Consider the following 25434-nt stretch of genomic DNA (forward strand, 5'->3'; position numbering starts at 1 on the left):
CGGCTCTTGAGCTCTCAGAGCGTCGCGAGCTTGCGGAAGTCCCAGGAGGCGATCGCGTCCGGGGTCAGCCGGAGCCAGGCGTGCCGGCCGTCGTGCGGCATCGCGTCGAGGCCGAAGTTCTTCGCCGCGAAGAGGCGCTCCACCGCGTCGAGTTCCGGACACGGCTCGCCCGTGCGCGGCGCCTCGCCGACGAAGACCGCCGTCCCCGACAGCTCGGCGCCGCGCAGCTCGCCGTACTCCTCGCCGTCGTCGACCAGGACCGAGAGCCTGGGGTCGGCGCACAGCTCGGCCCAGCGGCGGCTCCGCGTCAGCGAGTACAGCCACAGCGAGGTGCCGTCCCAGGCGTACCAGAGCGCGCTCAGGTGGGGGCGGCCGTCGGCCGAGACGGTCGCGACCCGGCAGGTGCGCTGCTCGGTGAGGAAGGAGTCGAGCTCCGCCGGGGTCATCATGATCCGGCGGCCATGGCGCTGTGCGACGGTCATCGTCCGCACCCTTCTGGATTTCTGATGAGACGTCAGAAATCATGGATCCCTCTCGCACGCCCGTGCAAGAGGCCGGCGGGTGCGAGGGGGAGCGATGGGACGCGAAGGGGCGATGGGGCGCGAGGGAGTCGTGGGGCGCGAGGGGGCCATGGGACGCGAGGGAGTCATGGGGCGCGGAGAAGGGCTCGACGAGCGGCTGCGTCCCGACGGGGCCGTCCTGCTCACCGTCGAATGCCAGCGGGGAGTCGTCGGCGAGGAGAGCGCCCTGCCCGAACTCGCCGCCACCGCCAGGGAGTCCGGTGCCCTCGCCAACGTGGCCCGGCTCGTCGACGCCGCCCACGCCGCCGGCGTCCAGGTGGTCCACGCGGTCGCCGAGCGGCGCCCCGACGGGCGCGGCTCCAACCGCAACGCCCGCCTCTTCCGGGCAGCGGCCCGGCTGCCCGTGCAGCAGCACAGCGGCTCCGCGGCGGTACGGATCGCGGAACCGATCCGGGTGGCCGACGAGGACCTGGTGGTGCGGCGGCTGCACGGGCTCTCCCCGCTGGCCGGCACGGACGTGGACGCGCTGCTGCGCAACCTCGGCTGCCGGACCCTCGTCGTGACCGGTGTCTCCGCCAACGTGGCCGTGCCCAACGCCGTCTTCGACGCCGTGAACCTCGGCTACACCGTCGTCGTGCCGAGGGACGCCATCGCGGGGGTCCCGGCCGACTACACCCCCGCGATGGTCCGCAACACCCTCTCCCTCGTCGCCGCGATCGCCACCACCGACGAACTGCTCGCGGCCTGGAAGGCGCCGGGGCGGCACCCCGGCGGCCAGGGGTAGAGGGAGAGCAGAGGGAGGAGGAGGGGGAGAGGGAGGGAGAGGGGGAGCCGGGCGGGCTCAGCCGAAGGAGATGTCCTCGCCCTTCACCTCGATCGGCTCCGGCGGCAGCGACGAAGTCGCCGGACCCCCCTTCACACTGCCGTCCGAGATGTCGAACCTGCTCTGATGGCACGGGCAGACGATCACGCCGTCCTTCACCTCGCTCACCGCGCACCCCGCGTGCGTGCACTTCGACGAGAAGGCCTTGAACTCCCCCGCCTTCGGCTGGGTGATGACGACCCCCTTGCCGGCCAGGACCTTGCCGCCGCCCACCGGGATGTCCCCGGTCTTCGCGAGCGGACCCTCCGGTGCGCCGTCCGTGCCGCCCGTGCCGGTGTCGCCCTCGGCGTTCGTACCGCCGCCGCAGGCGGTCAGCGCCGCCGCCGCGAGCCCCGCCCCGCCGGCCGCGACCACGGTCCGCCGTGCCACTCCGCTCATGCCTGCCCCTCTCGATGCACCGCTGGAGTCTTCCGGTAGTGACGGTAGACGGAGTTGCTGTGACGTAGGCCCCGTTCGGCGCAGACTCCCCCCAGCCGCCTTACAGTCCGCATTAGAGTGTCCGAACCTGGACAACAAGCAGGCGAAGTGTCAAACGCGCCGAGCGGAGGCGACGGGCATGCGGACGGCGACGGGCATGCGGACGGCGACGGGCATGCGGACGGGATCGGTCAGCGCCCACCACGTACGGGCCGTGGTCCTGGGCGCCGAGCGGCGCGGGGTGGACGCCGGGCCGCTGCTCGCACGCGCGGGGCTGTCGCCCGCACTGCTCACCGGCCTCGCGTCGGACCGGGTGCCCTCCGCGCGGTTCGGGCGCCTCGTCCGACTGGTCTGGGCGAGCCTCGACGACGAGCTGCTCGGCTTCGGCGGCGCGCCCACCAAGGTCGGGGCCTTCGCGATGATGGGCCACCTCGTCGTCCACGGCAGCCGCGACCTGCGCGAGGCCCTGCACCGGGCCCGGACCTTCTACTCCCTCCTCCCCGGCGGTCCGAGCTTCCGACTTGTCGAACCGGCCGCGCCGAAGGGGGAGTACGGCAAGGGGTACGGCAGGGGGCGCAGCAGCGAGTACGACGGGGAGCGCGACGGCGCCGACGAGGCCCGGCTCGAATTCGACGTCTCCGGCTACGACGACCCCCTGCACTTCGGCGCCGAGGCCACCGTCCTCGTCGCCCACCGCTTCGCCGGCTGGTTGGTCCGGCGCCGGATCGGGCTCCGCCGGGTCGAGTTCGCCCACGCCGAGCCCCGCCACTCCGCCGAGTACGCCCTGCTGTTCGGCGCCCCCTGCGTCTTCGGTGCCGGGCGCACCGCCGCCGTCTTCGACCGCGCCGACCTCGACGAGCCCGTGCTGCGCGACGCGGCGGCGCTCCAGGCCTTCCTGCGCCGCGCCCCCGACGGCGTCCTCGTCTGTTCGGAGTGGGGGAGCACCGTCACCGGGCGGGTGCGCCACCTCATCGGGCGGGCGCTGCCGGCCGGGCCCGTGCCCACCCCGGAGGAGCTCGCCGAGCGGCTCTCGGTCAGCCCGCAGACGCTCCGCAGGCAACTGGCCGCCGAGGGCACCACGTACCAGCGGCTGCGCGACCAGGTGCGGCGGGATCACGCCATCGCGGAGCTCACCTCGGGGCGGGTCTCCATCGAGCGGCTCTCGCGGCGGCTCGGCTTCTCCGAACCCAGCGCCTTCCACCGGGCGTTCCGCCGCTGGACCGGCGAGACCCCGCGCGCCTACCAGGTCCGCGACCGGGACGCCGTGCCCGGGCCGGGGCCGGGACCTGCGCCCCTGCCCTTGTTGACGCGCGGTCAACAAGGCTGAGCGGTACGGTCACAGCCGCCGCCCGCCGCCCGGCCTACCGTCCCGCCATGACCGAATTCGACCGGTCCGGGGTCGTACCGCACCCCGGCCGACACGGCGGACGAAGGGGGCGCCGATGAGGGCGGGGCGCGTCCTCGGCGCCGTCCTCGGGGCCGGTGCCCTGCTCTGCCTGCTCGCGGGAGTGGCCGTGACCGCCCTCGGCGTCCGGGTCGACGGGTCCAGCATGGACCCGACCCTCCGCCCCGGCGACCGGATCCTCGTCCTTCCGGGCTCGGAGGGCCGGGTGGACCGCTTCGACGTGGTCCTGCTGCGCGGCGGCCGGCAGGACTCCCTCATGGTGAAACGGGTGATCGGCCTGCCCGGCGACCGGGTGGCGATCGTGTCGACCGGCGCGGAGCCCTTCCAGGTCCTCCTCCAGGAGGGCGGCAAGGGGCCCGTACGCCGGGTGGTCGCCGCCCAGTGGACCGACCGCGCCCACCGCGCGGGCGCCTGCTGCTCGGCGGAGGGCACCCGGTCGGCGCGCGCGGAGCTGCGGACCGTGCCGGAGGGCCGCTTCTTCTACCTGGGCGACAACCCCGACCTGTCGGACGACTCCCGGCAGTACGGCTGGGGCGCGATCGACCGGGTGGAGGGGCGGGTCGGGCTGCGCGCCTACCCCGTCACCACCGCGCCGGGCCTCGGCAACCGGCCCGTACTGGAGGAGTACGGGGGTCCTCCGCCGCCGTAGGAGCGAGGCGGGCGCGGGTGGTTCAGGCGCGGGCCGTGCCCGCCGGGAGGCGTTCCGCGCCGGTGCTGAGGGCGACCCGTACCGCCGTGTCGGCGATCCGGCGTGCCGACTCCTCGGGGGAGGCGGTGGCCTGCACGACGTGGCTCGCCGTCAGGCGGACCGCCGTGTCCACCGCCAGGTCCCGGGCGACCGGGTCGATCGAGGGCCAGGTCTCCGCCACGTACGTCCCCGCCATCGTCGTCGCCAGCTCGAAGGCGGCGGCGGAGCGCGTCGTCAGATAGGGGAGGAGGCCGCCCTCGCCGGTGCTCGTCAGCATCGCGCGGATGAGCGGATTGCGGCGGGCCAGCGTCAGCGTGAAGCCGACGGCGGCCTCCACGGCCGCGCGCAGGTCGTCCGGGTGGGCGTCCAGGCCCTGCTGGATGCCGACCAGGCAGCGCTCCAGCTCGCGCCGGAACAGCGCCTCGCCGACCGCCTCCTTGGAAGGGAACTCGGAGTACAGCGTCTGCCGGCTGACGCCCACGTCACCGGCGAGATGGGCCATGCGCAGCTTGTCGAAGCCGTGCTCCGCGACCCGCTCGAAGGCGGCGTCGAGGAGCCGTTCGCGCAGCAGTGTCCGGACCGTCTCCCTGAAGCGTGCCATTGCGCCAGCCTAGAGCAGCGCCGGAACCCCTCAGGGCGGGCGACAGAACCACCGAGTCCGTCCGCACTCTTGACACAACTTCTCGCAGTGTCCAATTCTCGAACAGGCGGCCACAGAGTGTCTGTCGTCCTCGGCCACCGGCCCCGGGCGTGGCCGTCCCTCATCCCACCCCGCGCCGTCGGCGCGGACCCACGGTTGGAGAACCCTCATGCAGAACGAGCCCAGAGGCGTCACCCGCTGGCGCAGATCGGCCTTCCTCGCCGTCCCCGCCTGCGCGGCGGTCGCGGCCATGGCCACCGCGATGGTCCAGGGCGCCCTCGCGGCGAACCTCTCCCTGACCAGCGTGCCGTTCACCCTCAGCTCCAAGACGGTGGCGGCCCCGCAGGGCATCGGCGCGGTCATGCACACCATCGACGCCGGCGGCCCCAAGGGCGCCGCGCAGGTCGGCATCGCCAAGGCCGGCCTCGACGGGATCTGCGTCCACGCCACCCAGTCGGTCAACCTCCCGGTGATCGGCACCCTCGGCACCTGGTCGCTCAACATCTCCTCGCCCGCCGCCGAGACCCCGCTCACCAGCGACCAGCTGGCCAACGGCGCCGGACTCCAGGCCAACAAGCTCATCCTCGACGCGCAGGCGCTCAAGGCGGCCACCGCCACCCTGAACGCCTCCGACACCACCCCGAACGTCATCGGCGCCGCGGCCGACGGCGCCGGCATCAAGGCCACCGGCATCCAGGACGGCTCCGCGGGCCAGTTCGGCCTCGACGCCACCGGCGGCCGCACCGACATCAGCAACCTGAACGCCGACGCGAACGGTGCCACGATCGCCGGGGCCATCACGCTCCCCGACCTCGCGATCGCCATCAAGCACGGCGACACGGGCTGCTGACACCCCCTCCGCACCACATGAGCACAGCCGCACCACCGCACCACGGCACCACCGCACGACCCGGACCCGGGACGGCGCGCCACCGCGGGGCGCGCCGCCCCGGACCGGCCCACCGCCCGCCCCTTCCGGACCGCTCCTGCGAGGCCCCCGTGACCAGCACCGACCCGCCCGCCCCCGAGGCCCCCGAGGCCTTCGAAGTCCCCGAAGTGCCCGAAGTCGCCGAGTCCGCCGAGGACTTCGAGCCCTCCGTCCCGGCCCGCGCCCGCCGCGGCTTCCGACGCTGGCGCCGCACCCGGCCGTTCTGGGCCGCCATGTGGATGGCCCTCGGCGGCTTCGTGATCTTCTTCCTGCCGCTGGCGCCGCTCGGCAGGATCCTCCAGGTGGGCGTCGGCGGCATCGCGGGCATGGCGGGCGGCGTCGTCATCATGGCGATGGCCCTGCTCGTCCTCGCCCTGCCGAGCCAGCGCCACACCGCCGGCACCCTCGCCGTCATCGCCGGCGTCGCCTCCTTCCCCCTCTCCAACCTCGGCGGCCTCTTCGTCGGCATGGGCCTCTCCGTCCTGGGCGGCGCCATGGCCTTCGCCTGGCTGCCCGAGAAGCCCGCCAAGCGCCCCGGCCGCCTGTCGCGCCGGCGCGAGAGCGTCACCGACGGGACCCCCGCGTCCCCCGCATCCGTTGGGAGCGGCTCCGTATGAACCCCCTCCACGCAGCGCCCCGCACCACGGGCGGCCCGCTCGCCCGGCTCGGCGCCGAAGGCGTCCGCGCCGCCGCCGGCTGGAACGCCCGGATGCTCGCCGAGGCCGCCGACGGCACCCGCCGGGGCACCCGCTGGGGCCGCGGCGCGCTCGCCCTCGTCCCCTCCTGCCTCGCGATCGGCGCGCTCGGCGCGGCCCTCGCGCAGGGCGCCCTCGCCGCCAACTTCAGCGTCACCGGACAGCCGTTCACCCTCACCTCCAACGGCGTCTCCGGCAGCGGTTTCGGAGCCATCGTCAACACCCCCGCCGTGGGCCGCCCGGACGGCACGACCACCACCGACACGGCGATGGCGCGCGTCGGCTTCGCCAGCGCGGGCCTCGCCGGACTGTGCGGGATCGTCCACCAGTCGATCGCCGGCGTGCCGTACTCGCTCCTGCTCACCGGCGGCCAGACGGTGACCGCGACCCCGCCCGCGAGCTTCACCACCGACATCGACGCCTCCAACCTCTACCTCCAGGCGACCGAGCTCCAGGCCTACGGCCCCACCACCCTCCAGAACGCGGTCCTCGGCCAGTCCGCCGACCAGGTCACCGTCGCCGGCAAGCCGCTCACCGGCGCGCTCCCCGGCGGCTTCGGCCTCGGCTCGGCCGGCGGCGAGGGCGGCAGCTCCATCCGGCTGCACGGCCTCGACGCCACCGCGTACGACGCCGAGATGGCCGGCGCGCTGGTCCTGCCGAACCTGAAGCTGAGGGTCGTCGCCGGAACGGCCACCGCATGCTGAGCCGGGCCCGCGCCGCGTACCGGTGGTTCCGGGCCTTCCGGCGCACCCGCCCCTTCTGGGGCGCGGTGTGGCTGGTGGCCGGCGGCTGGACCGTGCTCAAGTTCTCGCTCAGCTCCGTGCAGCTCATCGTCAGCACCGGCTTCGGCGGCGTCGCGGGCTACCTCGTCGGCGGCGGGATGATCCTCTGCGGGCTCATCCCGCTCGCCGCGCCCCGCCAGCGGTACACCTTCGGCCTCATCGGCTGCGTCCTCGCCGTGGTCTCCCTCGTCGTCTCCAACCTCGGCGGCTTCCTCCTCGGCATGGTCCTCGGTGTCCTCGGCGGCTCGATGACGGTCGGCTGGGGCGCCAAGCGCCCGCGCGGAGCGGCGCGGGCCGCCGCCGGAGCCGTACCCGAGGCGGTGGAGGGATGACGGCCGGGGCGGGCGTACGGGGACGGCGCAAGGCGGTCGCCGTCGTGGCCGCGCTGCTGCTCGCCGTCGCCACCGCGCTCACCTCCGGCGGGCCGAGCAGCGCCGCCGGCCGCCCGCCCGCCGCCGTGGAACCGCTCGGCGTACCGTTCCTGCCCAGCCCGTACCCGCTCCAGGTGCGCATCGACAGCATGGTCGCCGTCTCCCTGACCGTCGAGAAGGGCGTCACCATCCGGCTCTCCGACGGCACCTCCGTGGTGACGAACAAGTACACCTTCACCAAGCTGAAGATCCGCTCCCACATGAACGTGACCCAGCGGGCCGACGGCCACACCCTCGTCATCGACGTGCCGAACGAGGGCTCGCTCGGCGGCTACGACAGCGCCGGCCGGCCGGAGACCACGACGATGTGGGGGAAGATCAACCGGGTCTGCGTCCGCGTGATCTTCCAGATCTGCGAGGTCCAGGGGCTGCTCGACTTCTTCGGCTCCCTCATCCCGCTCACGGCCGGCGCGGAGGAGTTCGAGGGCGAGATCTACGCCATCCGGACCGTCGACGACCACGCCGAGCTCAACTCCACCGACAACCCCGTCCACCTCCCCGGAACGATCACGGTGACCACGCCATGACCAGCTCCGCACCGCTCCGCCCCGAGGGCCGCACCCACTGGCGGCGCGCCCTCGCCGTCGCCGCCCCCGCACTCCTCGCCGCCGGCGGGATCGGCTCGGCGATGGCCACAGGGGCGCTCGCCGTCGGCCTGAGCGTCCAGGACCGGCCGGTCGACTTCACCACCAGCAGCCTGTACGGCACCCAGTACGGCGCGGCCGTCGTCGACCAGGCGGTCGTACGCGCCGACGGCACGGCCGGCAGCGTGCGGGTGCTGCGGATGGGCTTCGCCGACGGGGTCCTCAACGGGCTCTGCCTCAGCCGGCGCCAGCAGATCGCGGGAGCCACGTACACCCTGCTGCTCACCCTCGGCGACGACGACCCCGCCTCCTGGGAGATCCGCACCCGCAACACCGTCCTCGACCTGAGGAACGCCACCGGCGAGCTCGACATGGACGGCATCGTCGACCTCAACGTCAACGGCGCCGACGTCCGCACCGTCAAGGACGCCTCCGGCGCGTACGTGCCGAACCCCCTCGGCGCCCCGCAGCACCGCTTCGGCATCCAGGCCCGCTACGCCAAGTTCGACCGGATCACCGGCACCGCCCAGGACTTCCAGATCCCCGGCCTGCTCACCACCCCCCGTCTCAAGCTCTCCGTGAAACCCGGCGCGGTCGCCTGCCCCGCCCCCGCCGCGCCCACGGGGACACCGGGGACGCCCTGAGGGCTCGACGGCCGGTGGGGGAGGTGGTAATGATCGTGGCGGCCGCTCCGTCGTCGCCTTCGGGAGGAACCCTTTCATGACCACGGCGAAAGACCTGTTCATCCTTGCCATGGACCAGGATCCCGAACGCGCCGTGGGGCAGGGCGACCTCTCGCTCGCCCTCGCGGGAGCCGAACTGATCGATCTCCTCGGCGCGGAGGCCGTCACCGTCGACGACGACCGCGTCGTGCCCGGCGGATCCGCGGAGCCGGGCGACCGGCTCCTCGGCGAGGCCGTGGCCGGTCTCACCCGGCAGGCCCCGTACGAGCGGATCGAGGACTGGCTCTGGCGCCGTGGCCGCGACCTCTCGGCCGGTTACCGGACCGCCCTGGAGGAGGACGGCGAGCTGGCGCCGAAGCGCGGCGGCCGGATGCCCTTCGGCAGGCAGCGCGTGGAACCGCTCGACACGCCGGCCCGTCGCCGGGCGGCCGAGCGCTGGGAGGAGCGGGAGCCCGTCCTGACCGCCCTCGCCTCGGCCCTGGGCATCGGCGTCGCCGCCCCCGCCCCCGCCCCCGCCCCCGCCGACGACGCGGCCGAGGGCGAGGACGCGGACGAGCGGGAGTTCGCCGTGATCGAGCCCGGCTTCGAAGACGAGGCGGTCACGGCCGTGGTGGCCGCCGTGCACGACGCGGTCATGGAGCTGGAGGCCGTACGCCAGCGCCGCACCATCGAGGCCTCCGCCTTCGCCAACCTCTGGCGCGGCGTCTGAGCCGGGGCGGGCGGGCCCTCCTCGCTCCGGGCCCGCCGGACAGGCCCTAGGCCGTGTCTTTCGGATCAGGTCGGATCAGCTCGCGGCGTCTGGTGCCGTGCATCGCAAGGCGGAGGAGGGAGTCCATGCGGAGCATCGGCGACTGACGACAACGCGGCGAGGCGCGGTGCCAGACGCCGCGAGCCCGGCATGATCCGGAAGACACGGCCTAGGGGCCAGGGAGGGCCGCCACCACGCCGGACAGCTGCACCCGGGAGCGGATCTGCAGCCGGGCGTAGACGTTCCTCAGGTGGTGGTCGATCGTCCGCGGGCTCAACGTGAGCCGGTCCGCGATCTCCTGATTGGTCGCCCCCTGCGCCGCCAGGCGGGCGATCAGCTGCTGCTGCGGCGTGAGGACGGCGAGGGCGGCCGGGCCGGAGCCGCCGGAGCCCTCGACGCCGCCGGTCGCGCGCAGCTCCCAGCGGGCCCGCTCGGCCCAGCCGACGGCCGCGGCCCGTTCGAAGGTGACCAGGGCGTCGCGCAGCGGACCGCGCGCGTCGCCCGGCCGACGCCGGCGCCGCAGCCAGGTCCCGTACGCGAGCAGAGTCCGGGCCCGCTCGAAGTCGTTGCCGCAGCCCTCGTGGTGCCGCACCGCCTCGCCGAACCAGTACGCCGTCCGGTCGTCCTCCGCCAGGAGCGCCCGGCAGCGCGCCAGTTGGGCCGGGGCCGCCCGGTCCAGGCCCTGCGCGGCCCAGTCGGCGTACTCCTCCGTCACCTCCCGGGCCTCCGCACGGCGGCCCGAGACGGCGGCGGCCTCGACGAAACAGGGGGCCATCAGCATGCGGAGCGCGAAGTGCCCGCCCCGGGGCCCGGGGCGGACGAGCGGGGCAAGGCGGGCGGCCGCCTGGGCGGCGAGCCCGACGCCTGACTCCGCCCGGGCGAGCGCCCACTCGGCGAGCGTCGCGGCCTGGACGAGCCCGTGCGCGCGGGCGGTCGCGAGGGCCGCCCCGGCGTGCTCGGCGACCCGCCGCCCGTCCTCCCCGAGGACCGAGGCCGCGAGGGCCAGCACGGCGTGCTGATGGGCCGCCGCATTGGGCTGGCCGGTCCGTCCGGCGGCCCGCAGCCCCTCCCGCGCGTGGCGTGCGGCCCGGCTGTAAAGCCCCGCGCGCAGTTCGGCGTAGGCGAGGTGCTCCAGCGCGCGCGGGACCAGCGTCCCGCGCGGCTCCGCCCGGGCCAGGGCGAGTGCTCGGGCGTGGATCCGGGCCGCGGCGGCGGTGTCGCCGAGCACGAGGGCAGCCGAGCCCGCCCGCAGCAGGAGCCGCGGTTCGGCCTCCGCGCCGTCCCGCGCGACCACGCGCGCGAGCGGCGGGCGGACCTCGGCGAGCCGTCCGCCGAGGGCGGCCCGCAGCCCGTCGGAGAAGTCGCGCTCCGGGCCCTCGGCGCCCCGCGCGCCGTCCAGCGCCGCCAGGCAGGCGGCGGCGTCACCGCCCGCCCAGGCCGCCTCCATCGCCAGGAACAGCGCGTCGGCCGCCTCGGCCGGCGCCCCGTCCCGTAACAGCCGGCCCGCCTGGAGCAGCGCCTCGTGGGCCTCCCGCACCGGACCGCCGGCCGCCGCCGCCAGCCCCCGCAACAGCAGGGCGCGGCCCGCGGCGAGCGTCCGCTCCGGGGTCACCGGCTCGGCGCGACGCCGCTCGCCCCAGGCGAGAGCCGGACCGCCGGGTCCGGCGGCGGCCACGGCGGCGCGTTCGAGGAAGGGGTCGGCGAAGCGCAGGGCGGGGCCGGTGCGCCCGAGAAGCCCGTCGGCGACGAGACCGTCCAGGGCTCTGGCCGGTGTGCGGGCCGCCCGTGCCGCCGTCCGCACCGTCTCGGCGGCGGCCACGCCCCCGCCGGACCGGGTCACCGTGGCCGCCAGGCAGAGCAGTCGGCGCGAGTCGACGGGCAGCGAACGCAGCAGCCCGCCGTACACCCGGCCGAGGACGTCGTCGTCGACGACGGGATCGGGCAAGGGGGCGCGTCCGGAGAGCCGCTCGGCGTCCAGGCGCCGTACGGCCGCGACGAGCACCCCGGGGTGCCCGGCCGTCTCGTGGAGGAGCCGCTCCCGTACGACGGCGGGCACCGGCACCGGGGACACCGCGTCGAGCAGGGCCCGCGCCGCGTCCGGCACCAGGCGTCCGAGGCGGACGCCCTCCGCTCCCGGCACCTCGGGCGGCCGGTGGTGCGCGGCCAGCGACACGAGCCAGCCCGGTCCCGCCGGTTCGCGCCACGCGGCGGCGAGCGCGGCCCGCGAGTGCGCGTCCCACATGTGCAGGTCGTCCAGGCACACCAGCGCGCCGCGCCCGGACAGCAGCCCCGCCAGGGCCCCGCGGAGACCGGCCGGTCCGCGTGCCTCCCGCAGCGCCCGGCGGGCAGCCGGCGCCGACGGGGCCAGCGCGGCGAGGAGCGCCCGCACCCCGCTCCACGGCGCCCGGTGGCCGGGCGCGGCCACGCCGTAGGCGGCGCCGGGGAAGCCGCGGGCCGCGCGGGCCAGCAGCGTGGAGCGCCCGGTGCCGGGGCCGCCGGTGACGAGGAGCAGACCGCCGGAGCCGTCCGCGGCGCGGGCCGACAGCCTGGCCACGGCGGCGAGTGGGGCCCCGCATCCGTAGAGCTCCGGGCCTTCCGGGGAGGACGTCGCTCCGATCACCCGGACCACGCTACCGACCCGTATCGGACCGTGGAAGGTCCCCGGGACTGGGCACCGGCCCAGTCCCCGGGGACCCCGTTCTGTGACCGCGCACAGGGCGCGCGGTCGCCGCCGCGGGTCAGGACCCGAGCGGGCAGCTGCCCCGGTACTCCTCGATCGTCAGGCTCGGCCGTGGCAGCGGGCACAGGAACTGCTCGTAGCGCACGTCGTCGTCGAGGAAGCGCTTGAGCCAGGAGACGCTGTACTTCGCGATCGTCGTGTCCGACGTGTTCGGGGTGAAGTGCGTCGCGCCGTTGAGCTCCAGGTAGGCCTTGTCGAGGGTGTCCGGGAGGCTCTCGTAGAAGGGCTCCGAGTGGGTGGCGACCGGCGCGATGGTGTCGCCGTCCGCGCCGATGACGAGCGTGGGCGTGGCGATCTCCGGCCAGGTCTTGTCCGTGTTCCAGCCCGTCAGCGGGATGGCGGCCTTCAAGGACGGCCGGCTCTTCGCGGCTTCGAGAGCGCCTCCGCCGCCCATGGAGTGCCCCATCACGCCGAGTCGGCTCGCGTCGATCCGGTCGCGTACGGAGCTGCGCCGCGTCAGGTGGTCGAGGGCCGCGAGGAGCTGCCTTCCGCGGCTGTCCGGCTGGTCGAGGGTGGTGAGGGTGTCGATGGTGAACACCACGAACCCCTGCGAGGCCAGGCGCGGCCCGAGCCAGGCGATCGACGACTGGTACGCGGTGAACCCCGGCGAGATCACCACCGCGCCGAAGGTGCCGTCGGCGGTCGACGCGGGGTAGTAGATGGTGCCACCGCCGAAGCCGGTCGCGGCCAGCGAGGAGACGCTGGTCCGCGCCACGGCGTACGGCCCGCGCAGCGCCTCGATACCGGACTGGGTCGGGGCGGGACCGCGCTCGTACGGATTCTCCGCCGCCGTCCCGGCGGCCTGGGCGCCGGGCGCGAGGAGCAGGGCGAAGCACGCGGACGCCGCGGCGGTGGCCAGGGAAAGGTGTCGTCTCACGACGAAGCCGTCCTCTCGTGTCGTGGGGCACCCGCCTCCGGCGGCGCCGGCCGGCGGGCCGTGTCCTGGCGGACGCCGCCACTGTCCAGCCACCACGGCCCCCGGGCATCGGCGAAACCACCGGCCTCGAAGCGGCGGCCACGGAGGCCGGTTCGCACTCCTCGCCGACGATCACGCTCGGTTACCATGCCTTCTTCGTACCGGTGGCCGACAGGGCGGGGCACCATCGGTGGACCGATGGGAAAGCGGACCGGTGGAAAGCAGGGAGACCGGCCCGCCGGTCGAGCCCCGGTTCCTCCCCGGCGCCGCCGGCCGCTGGTCCCCGCCTCGACGCCCCGGAGAAGTCGTCCGTGGGTCAGCAGAGCTGCGCCCAGGAGGCGGTCGCCGTGGGGGTGCTGCGAGTTGAACCCGCAGAGACGGCGGGGCGGGGCCGGGGGGATACTGCCCCCGCTCGGTCAGCCGCAGTGGCGCTGCGAACCGTACTCGCAGACACAGATCCAGCCTCAGGCCCAGGACTATGGGCGGCACCGCGCCGTGGTGGTGCTGCAAGCCCGGCTCGCGGAAAGGGAGGATTGCCGAGGAGACCCAGGGCGGAATCTTCCAGCCGGTCCGTAAGGTCCAGCCTGAGTTGTGCTGCGAGCCGCACTCGCAGAGGTAGGTTCTCCCCGTAGCCGAGAGGGCGTTCCGTTTATAAGGGAGGTCGAGCGTGGCAGGATATGGAATCACCACGCCAACGACCAGGGGCCCTGCCTCGTCACACCCCCGCTGAACAGCCCATTTCACCCTCCAGCACAGGATGAAAGAGGTTCAGTCGCATGAGGGAGCAGGAAATGGACCGGCAGGTCCAAACCGCGCGCACGCCGGGTCGGCTGTTCGCCCGTGGCAGCGATTGCGGCTCGGCGTGTCCCTCGCTGAGTCGGGAACCCGCGCTGTTTGAATTGTCGTATGACCAAGCGTGATGACGCGGAGCTTTTCGGCAACCGATTCCTGACCGTGCCCGCTCCCTCGAGCAAGTTTCCCGAGGAGGGGATGGCCGCGACGGACGCGATGCGGCTCGTGGACGTGGATCTCGCCATGGAGGGCGACCCGCAGCGCAATCTCGCCACGTTTGTCACCACGTGGATGGAGCCGGAGGCGCAGCGGCTGATCGCCGAGAATCTCCATCGCAATTTCATCGACCACGCGGAGTACCCGATTTCCGCCGAGATCGAGCAGCGTTGCGTACGCATGCTCGCCGATCTCTTCCACGCGCCGGGCAGGACGGCCGGGTGCCGGACCCAGGGCTCGTCCGAGGCGATCATGCTCGGAGCGCTTTCACTGAAGTGGAAGTGGCGCGAGCGCCGCGAGGCCGCGGGTCTGTCGACCGATCGGCCCAACCTGATCTTCGGCGGGGACGTCCACGTGGTGTGGGAGAAGTTCTGCCGCTACTTCGACGTCGAGCCGCGGGTCGTACCGCTCGCCGAGGGCAAGTACACGATCGGCCCGGAGGACGTGGAACCCCACCTCGACGAGAACACGATCGGTGTCGTCGCCGTCCTCGGCACTACGTTCACCGGCCACAAGGACGACGTCGTCGGCATCGACAAGCTCCTGCGGGACATCCGCAAAGAGCGGGACCTCGACATTCCGATCCACGTCGACGGCGCCAGCGGCGCATTCGTGTGGCCCTTCCTCTACCCGGACTCCACATGGGACTTCCGTCTTGAGCAGGTCCGTTCGATCAACGTCTCTGGCCACAAATACGGACTGGTCTATCCCGGCATCGGCTGGCTGATCTTCCGCGACGAGTCCGACCTGGCCAAGGACCTCGTGTTCTACGAGAACTACCTGGGAAAGACCGACGCCACATTCACGCTGAACTTCTCCACCGGCGCGTCGATGGTGCTCGCGCAGTACTACAACTTCGTGCGCCTCGGACGCCAGGGCTACACCTACGTCATGAAGATGATGCAGGAGAACGCCCGCGTACTGGCGGACAACCTGCGGAGGAGCGGCCGATTCGAAGTGATCGGCAGCGACCTCGAACAGCTGCCCCTCGTCGCGTTCCGCCTCGCCGAAAAGCACTCCTACGACGAGTCCGACATCGCCTGGCAGCTTACCGCCGAGCGCGGATGGATGGTGCCGGCGTACACGCTCCCGCCCAACGCGGATCGGGTGAAGATCATGCGTGCTCTCGTCAAGGAGACCCTGAGCCGAGAACACATCGATCGCCTGAGCCAGGACATTACCGACGCGTGTCGCACCTTGGACGACAAGGGCGCGACGCACGACGCCGAGCGGGCCCTGGTCAAGCGCGGCACCGGTTACTGAGATGCGGCACCCTGGCAGCGCCGGATCCCCCTCCGGCCGGTCCCTGCCGCGCATGTGGCGGACGGCCCCGACAACCAGGAGTGACCGGTCCGGTGGTTCTTGACCTGATGGTGATCGGGACGGCCGTCACCCTGGGGCCCCTGCACAACAGCGCCTTCATCCTGTTGCTGTTCTCGCGGCGCGGCGTTCGTCAGGGCCTGGCGTTCTTGTTGTCGTGGCTGGCCAACCTGGTGGCGGTGATCGCTGTCGTGGTGCTGCTGACCGGCGGTCAGCCCCCGGCCCGTCACAGCGCGCCCTCGACCGCCGGGATCGCCGCGAAACTCGTCATCGGGCTGGCGCTGGTGCTGTACGGGGCGTATCGGCACCGTCGGCCGCCCCGCCCGCACGGCCCGCCCCGCTGGACCGCCCGGATCGACAACGCCACCCCGGTCACGGCGGCCGGTCTGGCCTGGCTGCTGCAGCCCTGGGGACTGGTCGCCGCCGGCGCCGCGACCGTCGTCGACGCGCAGCTCTCCACCCTGACCGACTGGCTCGCACTGGCCGGCTACTGCGTGCTGGCCACGCTCAGCCTCATCGTCATGGAGATGTACGTGGTCTGGGCGCCCACGGCCGCGAACGCCCGGCTGAACGCCCTGCGAAGCTGGCTGGACGGGCACCAGGAACAGCTCATCATCACGCTCTCCCTGGCCGCCGGCCTGTGGCTGACGGCCCGGAGCATCTACCAGCTGGTGGCTTGACGATTCAGCCGGTACGCCGCAGCGCGGGCGGGGTCCATTCGCCGGTGAGGGCAGGCTGCCGCGGCCAGTACAGGCGGAGGAAGACGTTGAAGCTTCCCGCGGGTGCGGGCAGCCAGTTGCTCTCGCGGTCGGGTCCGGGGCTGTCGTGCTGGACGAGGATGTCCAGGGAGCCGTCGGGGTTGGTGCGCATGCCGCTGCGGTCGCCGATCGCGTAGCGGTCCAGCGGGTTGTCGGCGAAGAACTGACGTTCGTTCATCATCGTGAGGGACCAGAAGCCGTCGACGGGCGGGATCTCCTCGGCGTCGAAGTGCAGCACGTAGGTGTGGGCACCGTCGAGGGGGCGGCCGTCGGCGTCGGTGGTGGCGTGCGGGTACAGGGCGTCGGCGTCGAGGTTGGCTCCGTACCCGAACCGGGTGATGACCGCGCGCTTGGCGTAGTCGGTTCCGTAGTCGCCCAGGCCCCGGTGCACGGCCCATCCTCCGGTGCCCGCGGACTCCGCCCGGGCGAACAGCTCGCGCAGGGCCTCGGGGCCGCGTCGCGCGCCCGCGTCCAGGGCGGCCAGTCTTTCGGGGGAGAGGTCGTCCAGGCTCGCGCCGGGGGCGATGCCGAGTTCGGCGATGCGGCCCAGGAACGGGGCATCGGCGGGGTCGGGAGGGTTGTCGACCATCATCCGGTTGAGGAGGGCGAAGTAGTCGCGGCCGCTGAGCGCGTGGACCTGGTCGACGGGCGCCGTCGTGGTGTCGGCGACGGCGGAGACGGGGACGTCGGTGGGAGGGGAGTAGTCGTCGGGGTCGCCGGTCCACTGCGAGAGCGGGATCAGCCGGGTGGCGTCCTGGAGCTTGTTGACGGCCGGGAAGTCCATCGGGCCGCTGGTCGCGTACCGCGCGATGATCCAGTTCACGGCGGTGGGGGACTTCAGCAGGGTCAGGCCGACGGGGACCGCTCCGGACCAGGACGGCCCGGCGATCAGGAACGGCCCGGCGGACGATCCGTTCGTGCGTCGGCCGACGACGGCGCAGACGTCGGACCAGGCGTCCAGGATCGGGACCATCCAGAAGCGGTCGCCGAAGTCGGGCAGGGCCAGTACCAGGGGCTGGTCGGACAGGTCGAGCCAGGCGCTGGAGTACAGGGTGTCGGCGTTCGGCGAGACGACCTCGGTGAAGGCGGCGTCCGGGGTGACGCGCATGTAGCAGAACTGGTTGACCGGGGCCTTCCGGCGCGCGTCGTCCCGGGCCGGCACCGCCGTCATGTCGCTCTTCGTCACGGCGGCCGTGACCAGCGGGTACCCGTAGAGCCATGCCTCCGTGGCCAGCTTCTCCATCGACTCATCAGTCATCGGCTACTCCAGGTGAGAGGACGATCCCCGTTCCGGCCCGACGCTACGAGCACGGCCCTGCCGTCGCCCGGCGAGTCCGCCGAACGGATGGCGGGGGCGGCGGACCGCGTGGTGGCCGGGGGCCGTCACGAAGATGCGTGCCCGGTCGCGCGGTGCTGGAATGGAAGGCAGGGCGACGAGTGCGGCCGGGGCGTGGTTGCCGCACGGTGGAAGGCTGAAAGCCGCCAGCGAGGAGCCGGAATGAGCGACGACGAATTCTCCGAGATGGGACCCGTGGACTTCCTGGTCCTCGAGTTCCCCGGAAATCGCATGACCGGAGAAGGACTGCCCTTGTTGCTCGACCTCGTCGAGCGGCGCATCATCCGAGTCCTCGACCTGTCCTTCGTCCGCAAGGACGAGGACGGTTCGGTCACGGCGCTGAAGCTCACGGACCTGGACGGTGACGGGGAACTCGACCTGACCATGTTCGAGGGCGCCTCCTCGGGCCTGCTCGGCGAGGACGACCTCCAGGAGGCCGCCGCCGTCCTCGAACCCGGCAACTCCGCGGGCGTCCTCGTGTACGAGAACCTGTGGGCTGTGCCGCTGGCGGCCGCCCTGCGCCGCGGCGGAGCGCGCATGGTCGCCAACGGAAGGATTCCGGCCGAGGACCTCCTGGCCAGCCTGGAGGCCATCGAGGCCGAGAGCCCGGCTTCGACTTCCTGAGGGCCGTCGGCCCGAAGGCCACCTGACGACAAGGAATCTGTCATGCCTGGTCTCCTTCGCGGTATCGCGCGCACCGCGGTCATCTCCGGCACTGCCACCGCCGTGTCCAACCGCGTGTCACGCCGACAGGCGGGCCGATGGGCACAGCAGGACTACGAGCGCGGCGCCGCGGCGCCGCAGCAGGCCTACTCCGCTCCGCCACCCGCACCCGAACCGCCGGCCGAGGTGTCGATGGACACCAAGATCTCCCAGCTGAAGGAGCTCGGCCGGCTCAAGGAGCAAGGGGTGCTCTCCGAGGCCGAGTTCGAGGCCCAGAAGAGCCGCATCCTCGGTACCTGATCCGCTCGGTGCCGGAACCTCACCTCACCTCACCGCGCCGCCCGCGCCTTCCCGCGTGGGCGGCGCGGTGTCTCACGTCTCGGCGTTTCTGAGCGCCAGGATCACGCATCGCGTCCTTCCGCGGCGGGGGACGGGCCGCCGAGGCCCTGCAGGTCCGCCCGCAGCGCCATGGCCCGGCGCTCCGGAGAGTCCGTCGTGCCTCTGGCTCGGTGGCTCGGACACTCCTCGCCTGCGATCACTCTCGGTTACTATGCTCACTTCATGCCGGAGTCCGGCAGCAAGGGGCGCGGCACCATCGACGTTCTGCTCGGTGAGCGCGGGGGGATCAGCTTGCCAGCCGAAACTCACCAGATTCTCCCCAGCCCTGTTGACCCGTGTTCCTGGTCTCTGTGCTGCGAAGAAGTCCTCCGTGGATTGTAAGGTTGAAGAGATGGGTGGCCTGGGAAAGTGTTGGAAGAGGTCGTAGCGACCCGCTATGTCACGCCACTGCGTGAGGGCGGCTCGCTCCCCGGGATCGTCGAGGCCGACGACCTCGGCACGTACGTCATGAAGTTCACCGGTGCCGGACAGGGGCGCAAGACGCTCGTCGCGGAGGTGATCTGCGGGCAGCTCGCCCGGCGGCTCGGGCTGCGGGTGCCCGAGCTGGTCACCATCCAGCTCGATCCGGTCATCGGGCTCTCCGAGCCCGACCAGGAGGTGCAGGAGCTGCTCAAGGCGAGCGGCGGGCTCAACCTGGGGATGGACTTCCTGCCCGGCTCGCTGGGCTTCGACCCGCTGGCGTACGAGGTCGACCCGGCGGAGGCCGGGAAGGTCGTCTGGTTCGACGCGGTGATCAACAACGTCGACCGGTCCTGGCGCAATCCGAACATGCTCGTCTGGCACGGCGAGCTCTGGCTCATCGACCACGGCGCCACGATGATCTGGCACCACAACTGGCCGGGAGCGGCCGCCTCGGCCGCCAAGCCGTACGACGCCTCCGACCACGCCCTGGCCCCCTTCGGCCCGGACGTGGCCGCGGCCGCCGCCGAGCTCGCGCCGCTCGTCACCCGGGAGCTGCTCGACGAGGTCGCCGCCGACGTGCCCGACGAGTGGCTGGTCGACGAGCCCGGCTTCGACTCCACCGACGCCCTGCGCGCCGCGTACGTCGAGGCGCTGCTGCCGCGCGCCGCCACCATCCACGAGCGGATCACCCTCGGCCCGCGCACCGACCGCCGTCCGCAGCAGCCGCCCGGCTGGCTCGCCGAGCGCCTCGCCCCCCGCCCCGCCCAGAAGGACAGCACCACGTGACCGACCGCGATGTCTTCGAGTACGCGCTGCTGCGCGTGGTGCCGCGCGTCGAGCGCGGCGAGTGCTTCAACGCGGGCGTGGTCGTCTACTGCCGTGCCCGGTCCTTCGTCGCCGCCCGCACCCACCTGGACGAGGCCAAGCTGGCCGCGCTCGACCCGGCTGCGGACGTCACCGGCGTCCGCGCCGCCCTGCGCGCCGTCGAGGGCGTCTGCCTCGGCGGCGAGGCGGCGGGGCAGGCCTCGGGGGACGACGCGGGGCGGCGCTTCCGGTGGCTGATCGCGCCGCGCTCCACGGTGGTGCAGCCGGGCCCGGTGCACACCGGCCTCACCGGGGACCCCGAGGCCGAGGTGGAACGTCTGCTCGACCTGCTCGTCCGCTGAACGACGGACGAGTGACGGGGGAGTGACGGGGTGCACCCGGTGGGCCGTTGACACCGGGTGCCAGGGCTTCTAGCGTCTCGTCCAGCGGTCGTACTAAGCGGTCGCTCATGTCCCGGGGGAGAGCCCGGGAACCCCCTGAGGGCGAGGAGAAGCAGCATGTCCACCACCGAGCAGCGCGTAGCCGTCGTCACCGGTGCCGCACGGGGCATCGGCGCCGCCACCGCGATCCGCCTCGCGGCCGAGGGCCGCGCCGTCGCCGTCCTCGACCTGGACGAGGCGGCCTGCAAGGACACCGTCGAGAAGATCACCGCCGCCGGCGGCCGCGCCCTCGCGGTCGGCTGCGACGTCTCCGACGGCGCCCAGGTGGAGGCCGCCATCGCCCGCGTCGCCGCCGAGCTCGGCGCGCCCACCATCCTCGTCAACAACGCCGGCGTGCTCCGCGACAACCTGCTCTTCAAGATGTCCGAGGCCGACTGGGACCTGGTCATGAACGTGCACCTCAAGGGCGCGTTCCTGATGGCGAAGGCCTGTCAGAAGCACATGGTGGACGCGGGCTTCGGCCGGATCGTCTCGCTCTCCTCCTCCTCGGCCCTGGGCAACCGCGGCCAGGCCAACTACGCGGCCGTCAAGGCCGGCCTCCAGGGCTTCACCAAGACCCTCGCCAAGGAGCTCGGCAAGTTCGGCATCACCGCCAACGCCGTCGCCCCCGGCTTCATCGTCACCGAGATGACCGCCCAGACCGCCGAGCGCGTCGGCATGGGCTTCGAGGACTTCCAGGCCGCCGCCGCCTCCATGATCCCGGTCCAGCGCGTCGGCCGCCCCGAGGACGTCGCCAACGCCATCGCCTTCTTCGCGGGCGACGACGCCGGCTTCGTCTCCGGCCAGGTCATGTACGTGGCCGGCGGCCCGCTCAACTGACCCCCGTACCAGAGAACGAGGAGAGCGGGATGACCGTACAGCAGCCGCCGGAGCTCTCCGGCAGGGTCGCGCTCGTCACCGGCGCCAGCCGGGGCATCGGCTTCGGCATCGCCGAGGCGCTCGTCGCCCGGGGCGACCGGGTCGTCATCACCGGGCGCGGCGAGGAGGCACTCAAGGAGGCCGTCGAGCGCCTGGGCGCCGACCGGGCCGTCGGCGTCGCGGGCAAGGCCCACGACACCGCCCACCAGGCCGCCGCCGTCGAGGCCGCGATGGACGCCTTCGGCCGCGTCGACCACCTGGTGAACAACGCCGGCACGAACCCGGTCTTCGGCCCCATCGCCGATCTGGACCTGGACGTGGCCCGGAAGGTCTTCGAGACGAATGTGGTCTCGGCGCTCGGATTCGCGCAGCGGACCTGGCACGCGTGGCAGAAGGACAACGGCGGCACGATCGTGAACATCGCCTCCGTCGCCGGAATCTCCGCCTCGCCCTTCATCGGCGCCTATGGCGTCAGCAAGGCCGCGATGATCAACCTGACCCAGCAGCTGGCGCACGAATTCGCACCGGTGGTCCGGGTGAACGCCATCGCCCCCGCCGTGGTGAAGACGAAATTCGCCCAGGCGCTCTACGAGGGCCGGGAGGCCGAGGCGGCCGCCGCGTACCCCATGGGCCGGCTCGGCGTGCCCGAGGACATCGGAGGCGCCGCGGCCTTCCTGACCTCGGACCAGTCGGGATGGATCACCGGCCAGACCCTGGTCGTCGACGGCGGCATCTTCCTGAACGCCGGAGTCGGCTGACCGATTATCGGACACTTTCCGGAATTTCCTGTCCGGATTGGCCCCGGTTGCGTCTCGAACGTCTCAAGTGCCCCGCCGGGCTCGCCCATTGACCTGGCGGGGTACTGCGGTATCGTCGGCCGACCCCAGGCTGAACGAGGAGCGTGCACGTGTTCAACCGGACGAGTCTGCAGGCCGCTGCAGCCCTTGCGTCCATATCCCTGGTATCCGGATGCGGTGTTTTCTCGGATACCGAGTCCGCCGGGGAGCAGAGGATCACCATCGGGACCATGAGTTCCCCCACGACGCTCGATCCCGCGGCTTCCTGGGACAATTCCTGGGAGCTTTTCCGGAACGTCTACCAGACCCTGGTGAGCTTCCCCACGGGATCGAACGTGCCGAAGCCCGACGCGGCCGAATGCAAATTCACCGACGCGTCCAGCCGGGTCTTCGAGTGCACGCTCTACGAGGGTCTCACGTTCTCCAACGGGCACAAGCTCGACGCCGAGGCCGTGCGCCACTCCATCGAGCGCATCCGCACCATCGACGCCGAGGGCGGCCCCAACGGCATGCTCGGCTCGCTCGCCTCGGTCGAGACGGTCGGCGAGCGCACCGTCGTCTTCAAGCTGAACAAGGCCGACGCGACCTTCCCCTTCGTCCTCGCCACCCCCGCGATGTCGATCGTGGACCCGGCCGAGTACCCGGCCGACAAGCTCCGCGAGAAGGACGGCAAGATCGCCGGCTCCGGCCCGTACGTCCTCGACGGGTACGAGGTGCGCAAGCAGGCCGAGCTGACCCGCAACCCGAACTACAAGGGCTTCGCCGACCGCAAGAACGGCGGCGTGACCATCAAGTACTTCGACGAGTCGGAGGCGATGGTCAAGGCCCTGCGCGACGAGGAGATCGACGCCACCTACCGCGGTCTGACCGCGGAGGAGGTGACCTCCCTGGAGGCGGACAGCGAGGAGAACAAGGGTCTCCAGCTCGTCGAGTCCACCGGCGCCGACATCCGCTACCTGGTCTTCAACACGGAGGACGAGTCGGTGGCGAACCCGGCCGTCCGCCGGGCCATCGCCCAGCTCGTCGACCGCGACCAGCTGGTCAGCAAGGTCTACCGCGGCACCGCCGAGCCGCTGTACTCGATGGTGCCCAAGGGCATCGCCGCCCACACCACCAAGTACTTCGACACCTACGGCCACCCGGACAAGAAGAAGGCCGCGAAGATCCTCCAGAAGGCCGGGATCACCGACAAGGTCGAGCTGAACTTCTGGTACACGACCGACCGGTACGGCTCCGCCACGGCCGACGAGTTCGCCGAGCTGAAGCGCCAGCTGGAGGACTCCGGCCTCTTCGAGGTCACCATCCAGGGCAAGCCGTGGACCGAGTACCAGGCCGCCTACCAGCAGGGCGAGTACGCCGTCTTCGGGCGCGGCTGGTTCCCCGACTTCCCGGACCCGGACAACTTCATCGCCCCCTTCCTGGGCAAGAAGAACGTGCTCGGCACCCCCTACCTGAGCCCGCGCATCACCGACGTGCTGCTGCCCAAGTCCCGCCGCGAGAGCGACCGGGGGGCCGTCACCGACGAGTTCGAGGAGGCGCAGGCGATCATGGTCGAGGACGTCCGGCTGCTGCCGCTGTGGCAGGGCAAGCTGTACATCGCCGCCCGCGAGGACATCGGCGGCGGCGAGCGCGCGCTCGACCCGCAGACGGTCATGCAGCTGTGGGAGCTGCACCGCCGCGCCAGCTGGTAGCCGGCGTCACGGAGGGGCCGCCGGGGCCCGCTGTCAGTGGGCCCCGGTAGGTTCCGTATCCGGAACTGACGAACCACCGGAGGTTGTGGACCGTGACCGACATCAGCATGCTGCCCGAGTCCTGGCGGGGTGTCCTCGGCGAGGAGCTGGACAAGCCGTACTTCGCCCAGCTCGCCGAGTTCGTCGAGCAGGAGCGGGCCGCCGGGCCGGTCTACCCGCCGAAGGACGAGGTCTTCGCGGCGCTGTCCGCCACCCCGTACGACAAGGTGAAGGTCCTGATCCTCGGTCAGGACCCGTACCACGGCGAGGGCCAGGGCCACGGCCTCTGCTTCTCCGTCCGCCCCGGCGTGAAGACCCCGCCGTCGCTGCGGAACATCTACAAGGAGATGCACGCCGAGCTCGGCCACCCCATCCCGGACAACGGCTATCTGATGCCGTGGGCCGAGCAGGGCGTCCTGCTGCTCAACGCGGTCCTCACCGTCCGCGCCGGCGAGGCGAACTCGCACAAGAACAAGGGCTGGGAGAAGTTCACCGACGCCGTCATCACGGCCGTCGCCTCCCGCCCGGACCCGGCCGTCTTCGTCCTGTGGGGCAACTACGCCCAGAAGAAGCTGCCGCTCATCGACGAGGAGCGGCACGTCGTGGTGAAGGGCGCCCACCCCTCGCCGCTGTCGGCGAAGAAGTTCTTCGGCTCCCATCCGTTCACCCAGATCGACGCGGCCGTCGCCGCCCAGGGCCACGAGCCGATCGACTGGCGCATCCCGGACCTCGGCTGAGCCTCGGCGTGATCGGGTCCTCCGCCGGTTAGCGTCGGATCTCCACGCAGGGCGAGTGCCGGGAGGCCGCGGTGACCGAGCAGCAGCGGACGTCGGACGAGGGGGTCCTGACCAGGATCGGCCAGGCCAGGATGCTCCTCCACGGCGGCGACCGGGAGGAGGCCCGCAACCGCCTCGGGGCCCTGTGGCAGCAGCTCGGCCCCGACGGGGACCCCCTCCACCGCTGCACCCTCGCCCACTACCTGGCCGACACCCAGGACGACCCCGACACCGAGCTCGCCTGGGACCTGCGCGCCCTCAGCGCCGCCGAGGGCCTGGAGGACGGGCGGCTCGCCGCGCACGACTCGGCGGCCGCCCTGCGCGCCCTCTATCCGAAGCTCCACCTCGACCTCGCCGCCGACTACGCCAAGCTGCGCAGGCCGGACGCCGCGCGGGCCCACCTGGAGCGGGCCCGCGCCGCCTCCGACGCCCTCGACGACGACCGGTACGGCCGGGGGGTCAGGGCCGCCATCGACCGCCTCGACCAGCGGCTCCGCGAGGGCTGAGGCGGTGCCGGGCGGCTCAGCGCGCGTGCGCGTCCGGGCACAGTTCGGCCCGGACGTTCGCGGGGTCCAGGGCGCCGTACCGCTCGCCGAGCTCGCAGACGTCCTTCCCGGTCACCGGCGGCGCCTTCCGCAGCCGCTCCGTCAGCCGCTCCAGCTCACGGGCCTCCGGCCCGGCGGGCGGCGCCACCCGCGGCACGTGCCCGGCGGGCGGCCGGGCGGCGGCGGGGGAGGGCGGGGAGGCCGCGGGGGGCGGGGTACGGGACGGGGCCGCGTGGCCGGTGGCGCGGCGGGTCTCGCCGCGCGGCGGGGCCGTGCTCCGGGCCGGCGCAGGCAGCGCCGCTTCGAGGGCCTCCCGGGCCGGTCCCTGGAGGGCGATCTGCGGCTCCACGTCCTGGGCGGGGCGTACGGGGTCGACGGCGGGCGCGGGAGACGGCGCGGGCGCCGGGGGCGGCCCGTCGACGGCGACGCACCCGGTCAGGGCGGCGGCGACGGCGGCACCGGCCAGCAGCCGCGCGGGGGTTCGGTTTCCTTGCACCCGCGTCACTCTGCTGGTCC

The 25434-nt window shown here is 73.0% G+C and carries 28 protein-coding genes; 21 read left to right on the forward strand and 7 right to left on the reverse strand.

Annotated features, from left to right (window positions below; all coding sequences use genetic code 11):
• Nucleotides 1-14: 14 nt before the first annotated feature.
• On the reverse strand, nt 15-482 hold the full coding sequence (locus HHL19_RS31005; RefSeq protein WP_169093711.1) for a pyridoxamine 5'-phosphate oxidase family protein: 468 nt from the start codon (nt 480-482) through the stop codon (nt 15-17).
• 166 nt (nt 483-648) lie between these two features.
• On the opposite strand from HHL19_RS31005, the gene HHL19_RS31010 reads away from it, so the two are divergent.
• On the forward strand, nt 649-1305 hold the full coding sequence (locus HHL19_RS31010) for a cysteine hydrolase (RefSeq protein ID WP_169093712.1): 657 nt from the start codon (nt 649-651) through the stop codon (nt 1303-1305).
• 57 nt (nt 1306-1362) lie between these two features.
• Here the strand turns inward: HHL19_RS31010 and HHL19_RS31015 are convergent, their stop codons facing one another.
• Nucleotides 1363-1782 carry a Rieske (2Fe-2S) protein gene (locus tag HHL19_RS31015; protein WP_169093713.1) on the reverse strand — a complete coding sequence of 140 codons (420 nt, stop codon included), beginning with the start codon at nt 1780-1782 and terminating at the stop codon, nt 1363-1365.
• Nucleotides 1783-1960: 178 nt separating this feature from the next.
• Between HHL19_RS31015 and HHL19_RS31020 the strand changes: the two genes are divergently transcribed.
• Both HHL19_RS31020 and lepB read left to right on the forward strand, forming a co-directional pair.
• On the forward strand, nt 1961-3148 hold the full coding sequence (locus HHL19_RS31020; protein ID WP_240981992.1) for an AraC family transcriptional regulator: 1188 nt from the start codon (nt 1961-1963) through the stop codon (nt 3146-3148).
• Between the two features lie 115 nt (nt 3149-3263).
• Nucleotides 3264-3875, forward strand: coding sequence for a signal peptidase I (gene lepB / locus HHL19_RS31025; protein ID WP_169093714.1), 612 nt, complete (start codon nt 3264-3266; stop codon nt 3873-3875).
• A 22-nt stretch (nt 3876-3897) separates the two neighbouring features.
• Here the strand turns inward: lepB and HHL19_RS31030 are convergent, their stop codons facing one another.
• The gene (locus HHL19_RS31030; protein ID WP_169093715.1) at nt 3898-4515 is read right to left on the reverse strand and encodes a TetR family transcriptional regulator; all 618 of its coding nucleotides are present in this window, start codon (nt 4513-4515) and stop codon (nt 3898-3900) included.
• A 208-nt stretch (nt 4516-4723) separates the two neighbouring features.
• Here HHL19_RS31030 and HHL19_RS31035 point away from each other — a divergent pair, with 208 nt between their 5' ends.
• The 7 genes from HHL19_RS31035 to HHL19_RS31065 all read left to right on the forward strand — a co-directional run bounded on the left by HHL19_RS31035 (nt 4724) and on the right by HHL19_RS31065 (nt 9366).
• On the forward strand, nt 4724-5404 hold the full coding sequence (locus HHL19_RS31035) for a DUF6230 family protein (protein ID WP_169093716.1): 681 nt from the start codon (nt 4724-4726) through the stop codon (nt 5402-5404).
• Between the two features lie 149 nt (nt 5405-5553).
• On the forward strand, nt 5554-6099 hold the full coding sequence (locus HHL19_RS38290) for a DUF6114 domain-containing protein (RefSeq protein WP_346768492.1): 546 nt from the start codon (nt 5554-5556) through the stop codon (nt 6097-6099).
• Nucleotides 6096-6881 (forward strand): DUF6230 family protein, encoded by a 786-nt coding sequence (locus HHL19_RS31045; protein ID WP_169093717.1) that lies wholly within the window; start codon nt 6096-6098, stop codon nt 6879-6881. The genes HHL19_RS38290 and HHL19_RS31045 overlap by 4 nt, the downstream gene beginning before the upstream one ends.
• Nucleotides 6875-7291 carry a DUF6114 domain-containing protein gene (locus tag HHL19_RS31050; RefSeq protein WP_169093718.1) on the forward strand — a complete coding sequence of 139 codons (417 nt, stop codon included), beginning with the start codon at nt 6875-6877 and terminating at the stop codon, nt 7289-7291. The genes HHL19_RS31045 and HHL19_RS31050 overlap by 7 nt, the downstream gene beginning before the upstream one ends.
• Nucleotides 7288-7917 carry a hypothetical protein gene (locus HHL19_RS31055; RefSeq protein WP_169093719.1) on the forward strand — a complete coding sequence of 210 codons (630 nt, stop codon included), beginning with the start codon at nt 7288-7290 and terminating at the stop codon, nt 7915-7917. Before HHL19_RS31050 ends, HHL19_RS31055 begins: the two co-directional genes overlap by 4 nt.
• Nucleotides 7914-8618: a DUF6230 family protein gene (locus HHL19_RS31060; protein WP_169093720.1), complete on the forward strand. Its 705-nt coding sequence runs from the start codon at nt 7914-7916 to the stop codon at nt 8616-8618. The genes HHL19_RS31055 and HHL19_RS31060 overlap by 4 nt, the downstream gene beginning before the upstream one ends.
• 76 nt (nt 8619-8694) lie before the next feature.
• On the forward strand, nt 8695-9366 hold the full coding sequence (locus tag HHL19_RS31065) for a GPP34 family phosphoprotein (protein WP_169093721.1): 672 nt from the start codon (nt 8695-8697) through the stop codon (nt 9364-9366).
• Nucleotides 9367-9574: 208 nt separating this feature from the next.
• Here HHL19_RS31065 and HHL19_RS38615 read toward each other — a convergent pair whose 3' ends face one another.
• Nucleotides 9575-12025 carry a LuxR C-terminal-related transcriptional regulator gene (locus HHL19_RS38615; protein WP_169093722.1) on the reverse strand — a complete coding sequence of 817 codons (2451 nt, stop codon included), beginning with the start codon at nt 12023-12025 and terminating at the stop codon, nt 9575-9577.
• 118 nt (nt 12026-12143) lie between these two features.
• Entirely contained in the window at nt 12144-13022 is an 879-nt protein-coding gene (locus tag HHL19_RS31075) for a dienelactone hydrolase family protein (protein ID WP_169093723.1), read from the reverse strand.
• 945 nt (nt 13023-13967) lie between these two features.
• Between HHL19_RS31075 and HHL19_RS31080 the strand changes: the two genes are divergently transcribed.
• Nucleotides 13968-15332, forward strand: coding sequence for a glutamate decarboxylase (locus tag HHL19_RS31080; RefSeq protein ID WP_169093724.1), 1365 nt, complete (start codon nt 13968-13970; stop codon nt 15330-15332).
• A 92-nt stretch (nt 15333-15424) separates the two neighbouring features.
• A complete protein-coding gene (locus HHL19_RS31085) occupies nt 15425-16069 on the forward strand; it encodes a GAP family protein (protein ID WP_169093725.1) in 645 nt (214 codons plus the stop codon).
• 4 nt (nt 16070-16073) lie between these two features.
• Here HHL19_RS31085 and HHL19_RS31090 read toward each other — a convergent pair whose 3' ends face one another.
• Nucleotides 16074-17405 carry a DUF1254 domain-containing protein gene (locus HHL19_RS31090; RefSeq protein ID WP_169093726.1) on the reverse strand — a complete coding sequence of 444 codons (1332 nt, stop codon included), beginning with the start codon at nt 17403-17405 and terminating at the stop codon, nt 16074-16076.
• 240 nt (nt 17406-17645) lie between these two features.
• Here HHL19_RS31090 and HHL19_RS31095 point away from each other — a divergent pair, with 240 nt between their 5' ends.
• From HHL19_RS31095 to HHL19_RS31140, 9 genes are all read left to right on the forward strand, one after another.
• On the forward strand, nt 17646-18107 hold the full coding sequence (locus tag HHL19_RS31095; protein WP_240981993.1) for a DUF6325 family protein: 462 nt from the start codon (nt 17646-17648) through the stop codon (nt 18105-18107).
• Between the two features lie 42 nt (nt 18108-18149).
• Entirely contained in the window at nt 18150-18446 is a 297-nt protein-coding gene (locus tag HHL19_RS31100; RefSeq protein ID WP_169093727.1) for an SHOCT domain-containing protein, read from the forward strand.
• A 447-nt stretch (nt 18447-18893) separates the two neighbouring features.
• Complete coding sequence (locus HHL19_RS31110) at nt 18894-19733, forward strand: HipA family kinase (RefSeq protein WP_346768493.1); 840 nt, start codon at nt 18894-18896, stop codon at nt 19731-19733.
• Nucleotides 19730-20113 carry a DUF3037 domain-containing protein gene (locus HHL19_RS31115; RefSeq protein WP_169093729.1) on the forward strand — a complete coding sequence of 128 codons (384 nt, stop codon included), beginning with the start codon at nt 19730-19732 and terminating at the stop codon, nt 20111-20113. The genes HHL19_RS31110 and HHL19_RS31115 overlap by 4 nt, the downstream gene beginning before the upstream one ends.
• A 156-nt stretch (nt 20114-20269) precedes the next feature.
• A complete protein-coding gene (gene fabG / locus HHL19_RS31120) occupies nt 20270-21031 on the forward strand; it encodes a 3-oxoacyl-ACP reductase FabG (RefSeq protein ID WP_169093730.1) in 762 nt (253 codons plus the stop codon).
• A 29-nt stretch (nt 21032-21060) separates the two neighbouring features.
• Nucleotides 21061-21828, forward strand: a complete 768-nt coding sequence (locus HHL19_RS31125; RefSeq protein WP_169093731.1) for an SDR family oxidoreductase — start codon at nt 21061-21063, stop codon at nt 21826-21828.
• Between the two features lie 149 nt (nt 21829-21977).
• Nucleotides 21978-23558, forward strand: coding sequence for an ABC transporter substrate-binding protein (locus HHL19_RS31130; RefSeq protein WP_169093732.1), 1581 nt, complete (start codon nt 21978-21980; stop codon nt 23556-23558).
• Between the two features lie 92 nt (nt 23559-23650).
• Nucleotides 23651-24334, forward strand: a complete 684-nt coding sequence (ung, locus tag HHL19_RS31135; protein WP_169093733.1) for a uracil-DNA glycosylase — start codon at nt 23651-23653, stop codon at nt 24332-24334.
• Nucleotides 24335-24405: 71 nt separating this feature from the next.
• A complete protein-coding gene (locus tag HHL19_RS31140) occupies nt 24406-24879 on the forward strand; it encodes a hypothetical protein (protein ID WP_169093734.1) in 474 nt (157 codons plus the stop codon).
• Nucleotides 24880-24895: 16 nt separating this feature from the next.
• Here HHL19_RS31140 and HHL19_RS31145 read toward each other — a convergent pair whose 3' ends face one another.
• Nucleotides 24896-25414 (reverse strand): hypothetical protein, encoded by a 519-nt coding sequence (locus HHL19_RS31145; RefSeq protein ID WP_240982012.1) that lies wholly within the window; start codon nt 25412-25414, stop codon nt 24896-24898.
• Between the last annotated feature and the right edge of the window lie 20 nt (nt 25415-25434).

This window comes from Streptomyces sp. R302, from assembly GCF_012927245.1.
In the GTDB taxonomy this organism is placed as follows: domain Bacteria; phylum Actinomycetota; class Actinomycetes; order Streptomycetales; family Streptomycetaceae; genus Streptomyces.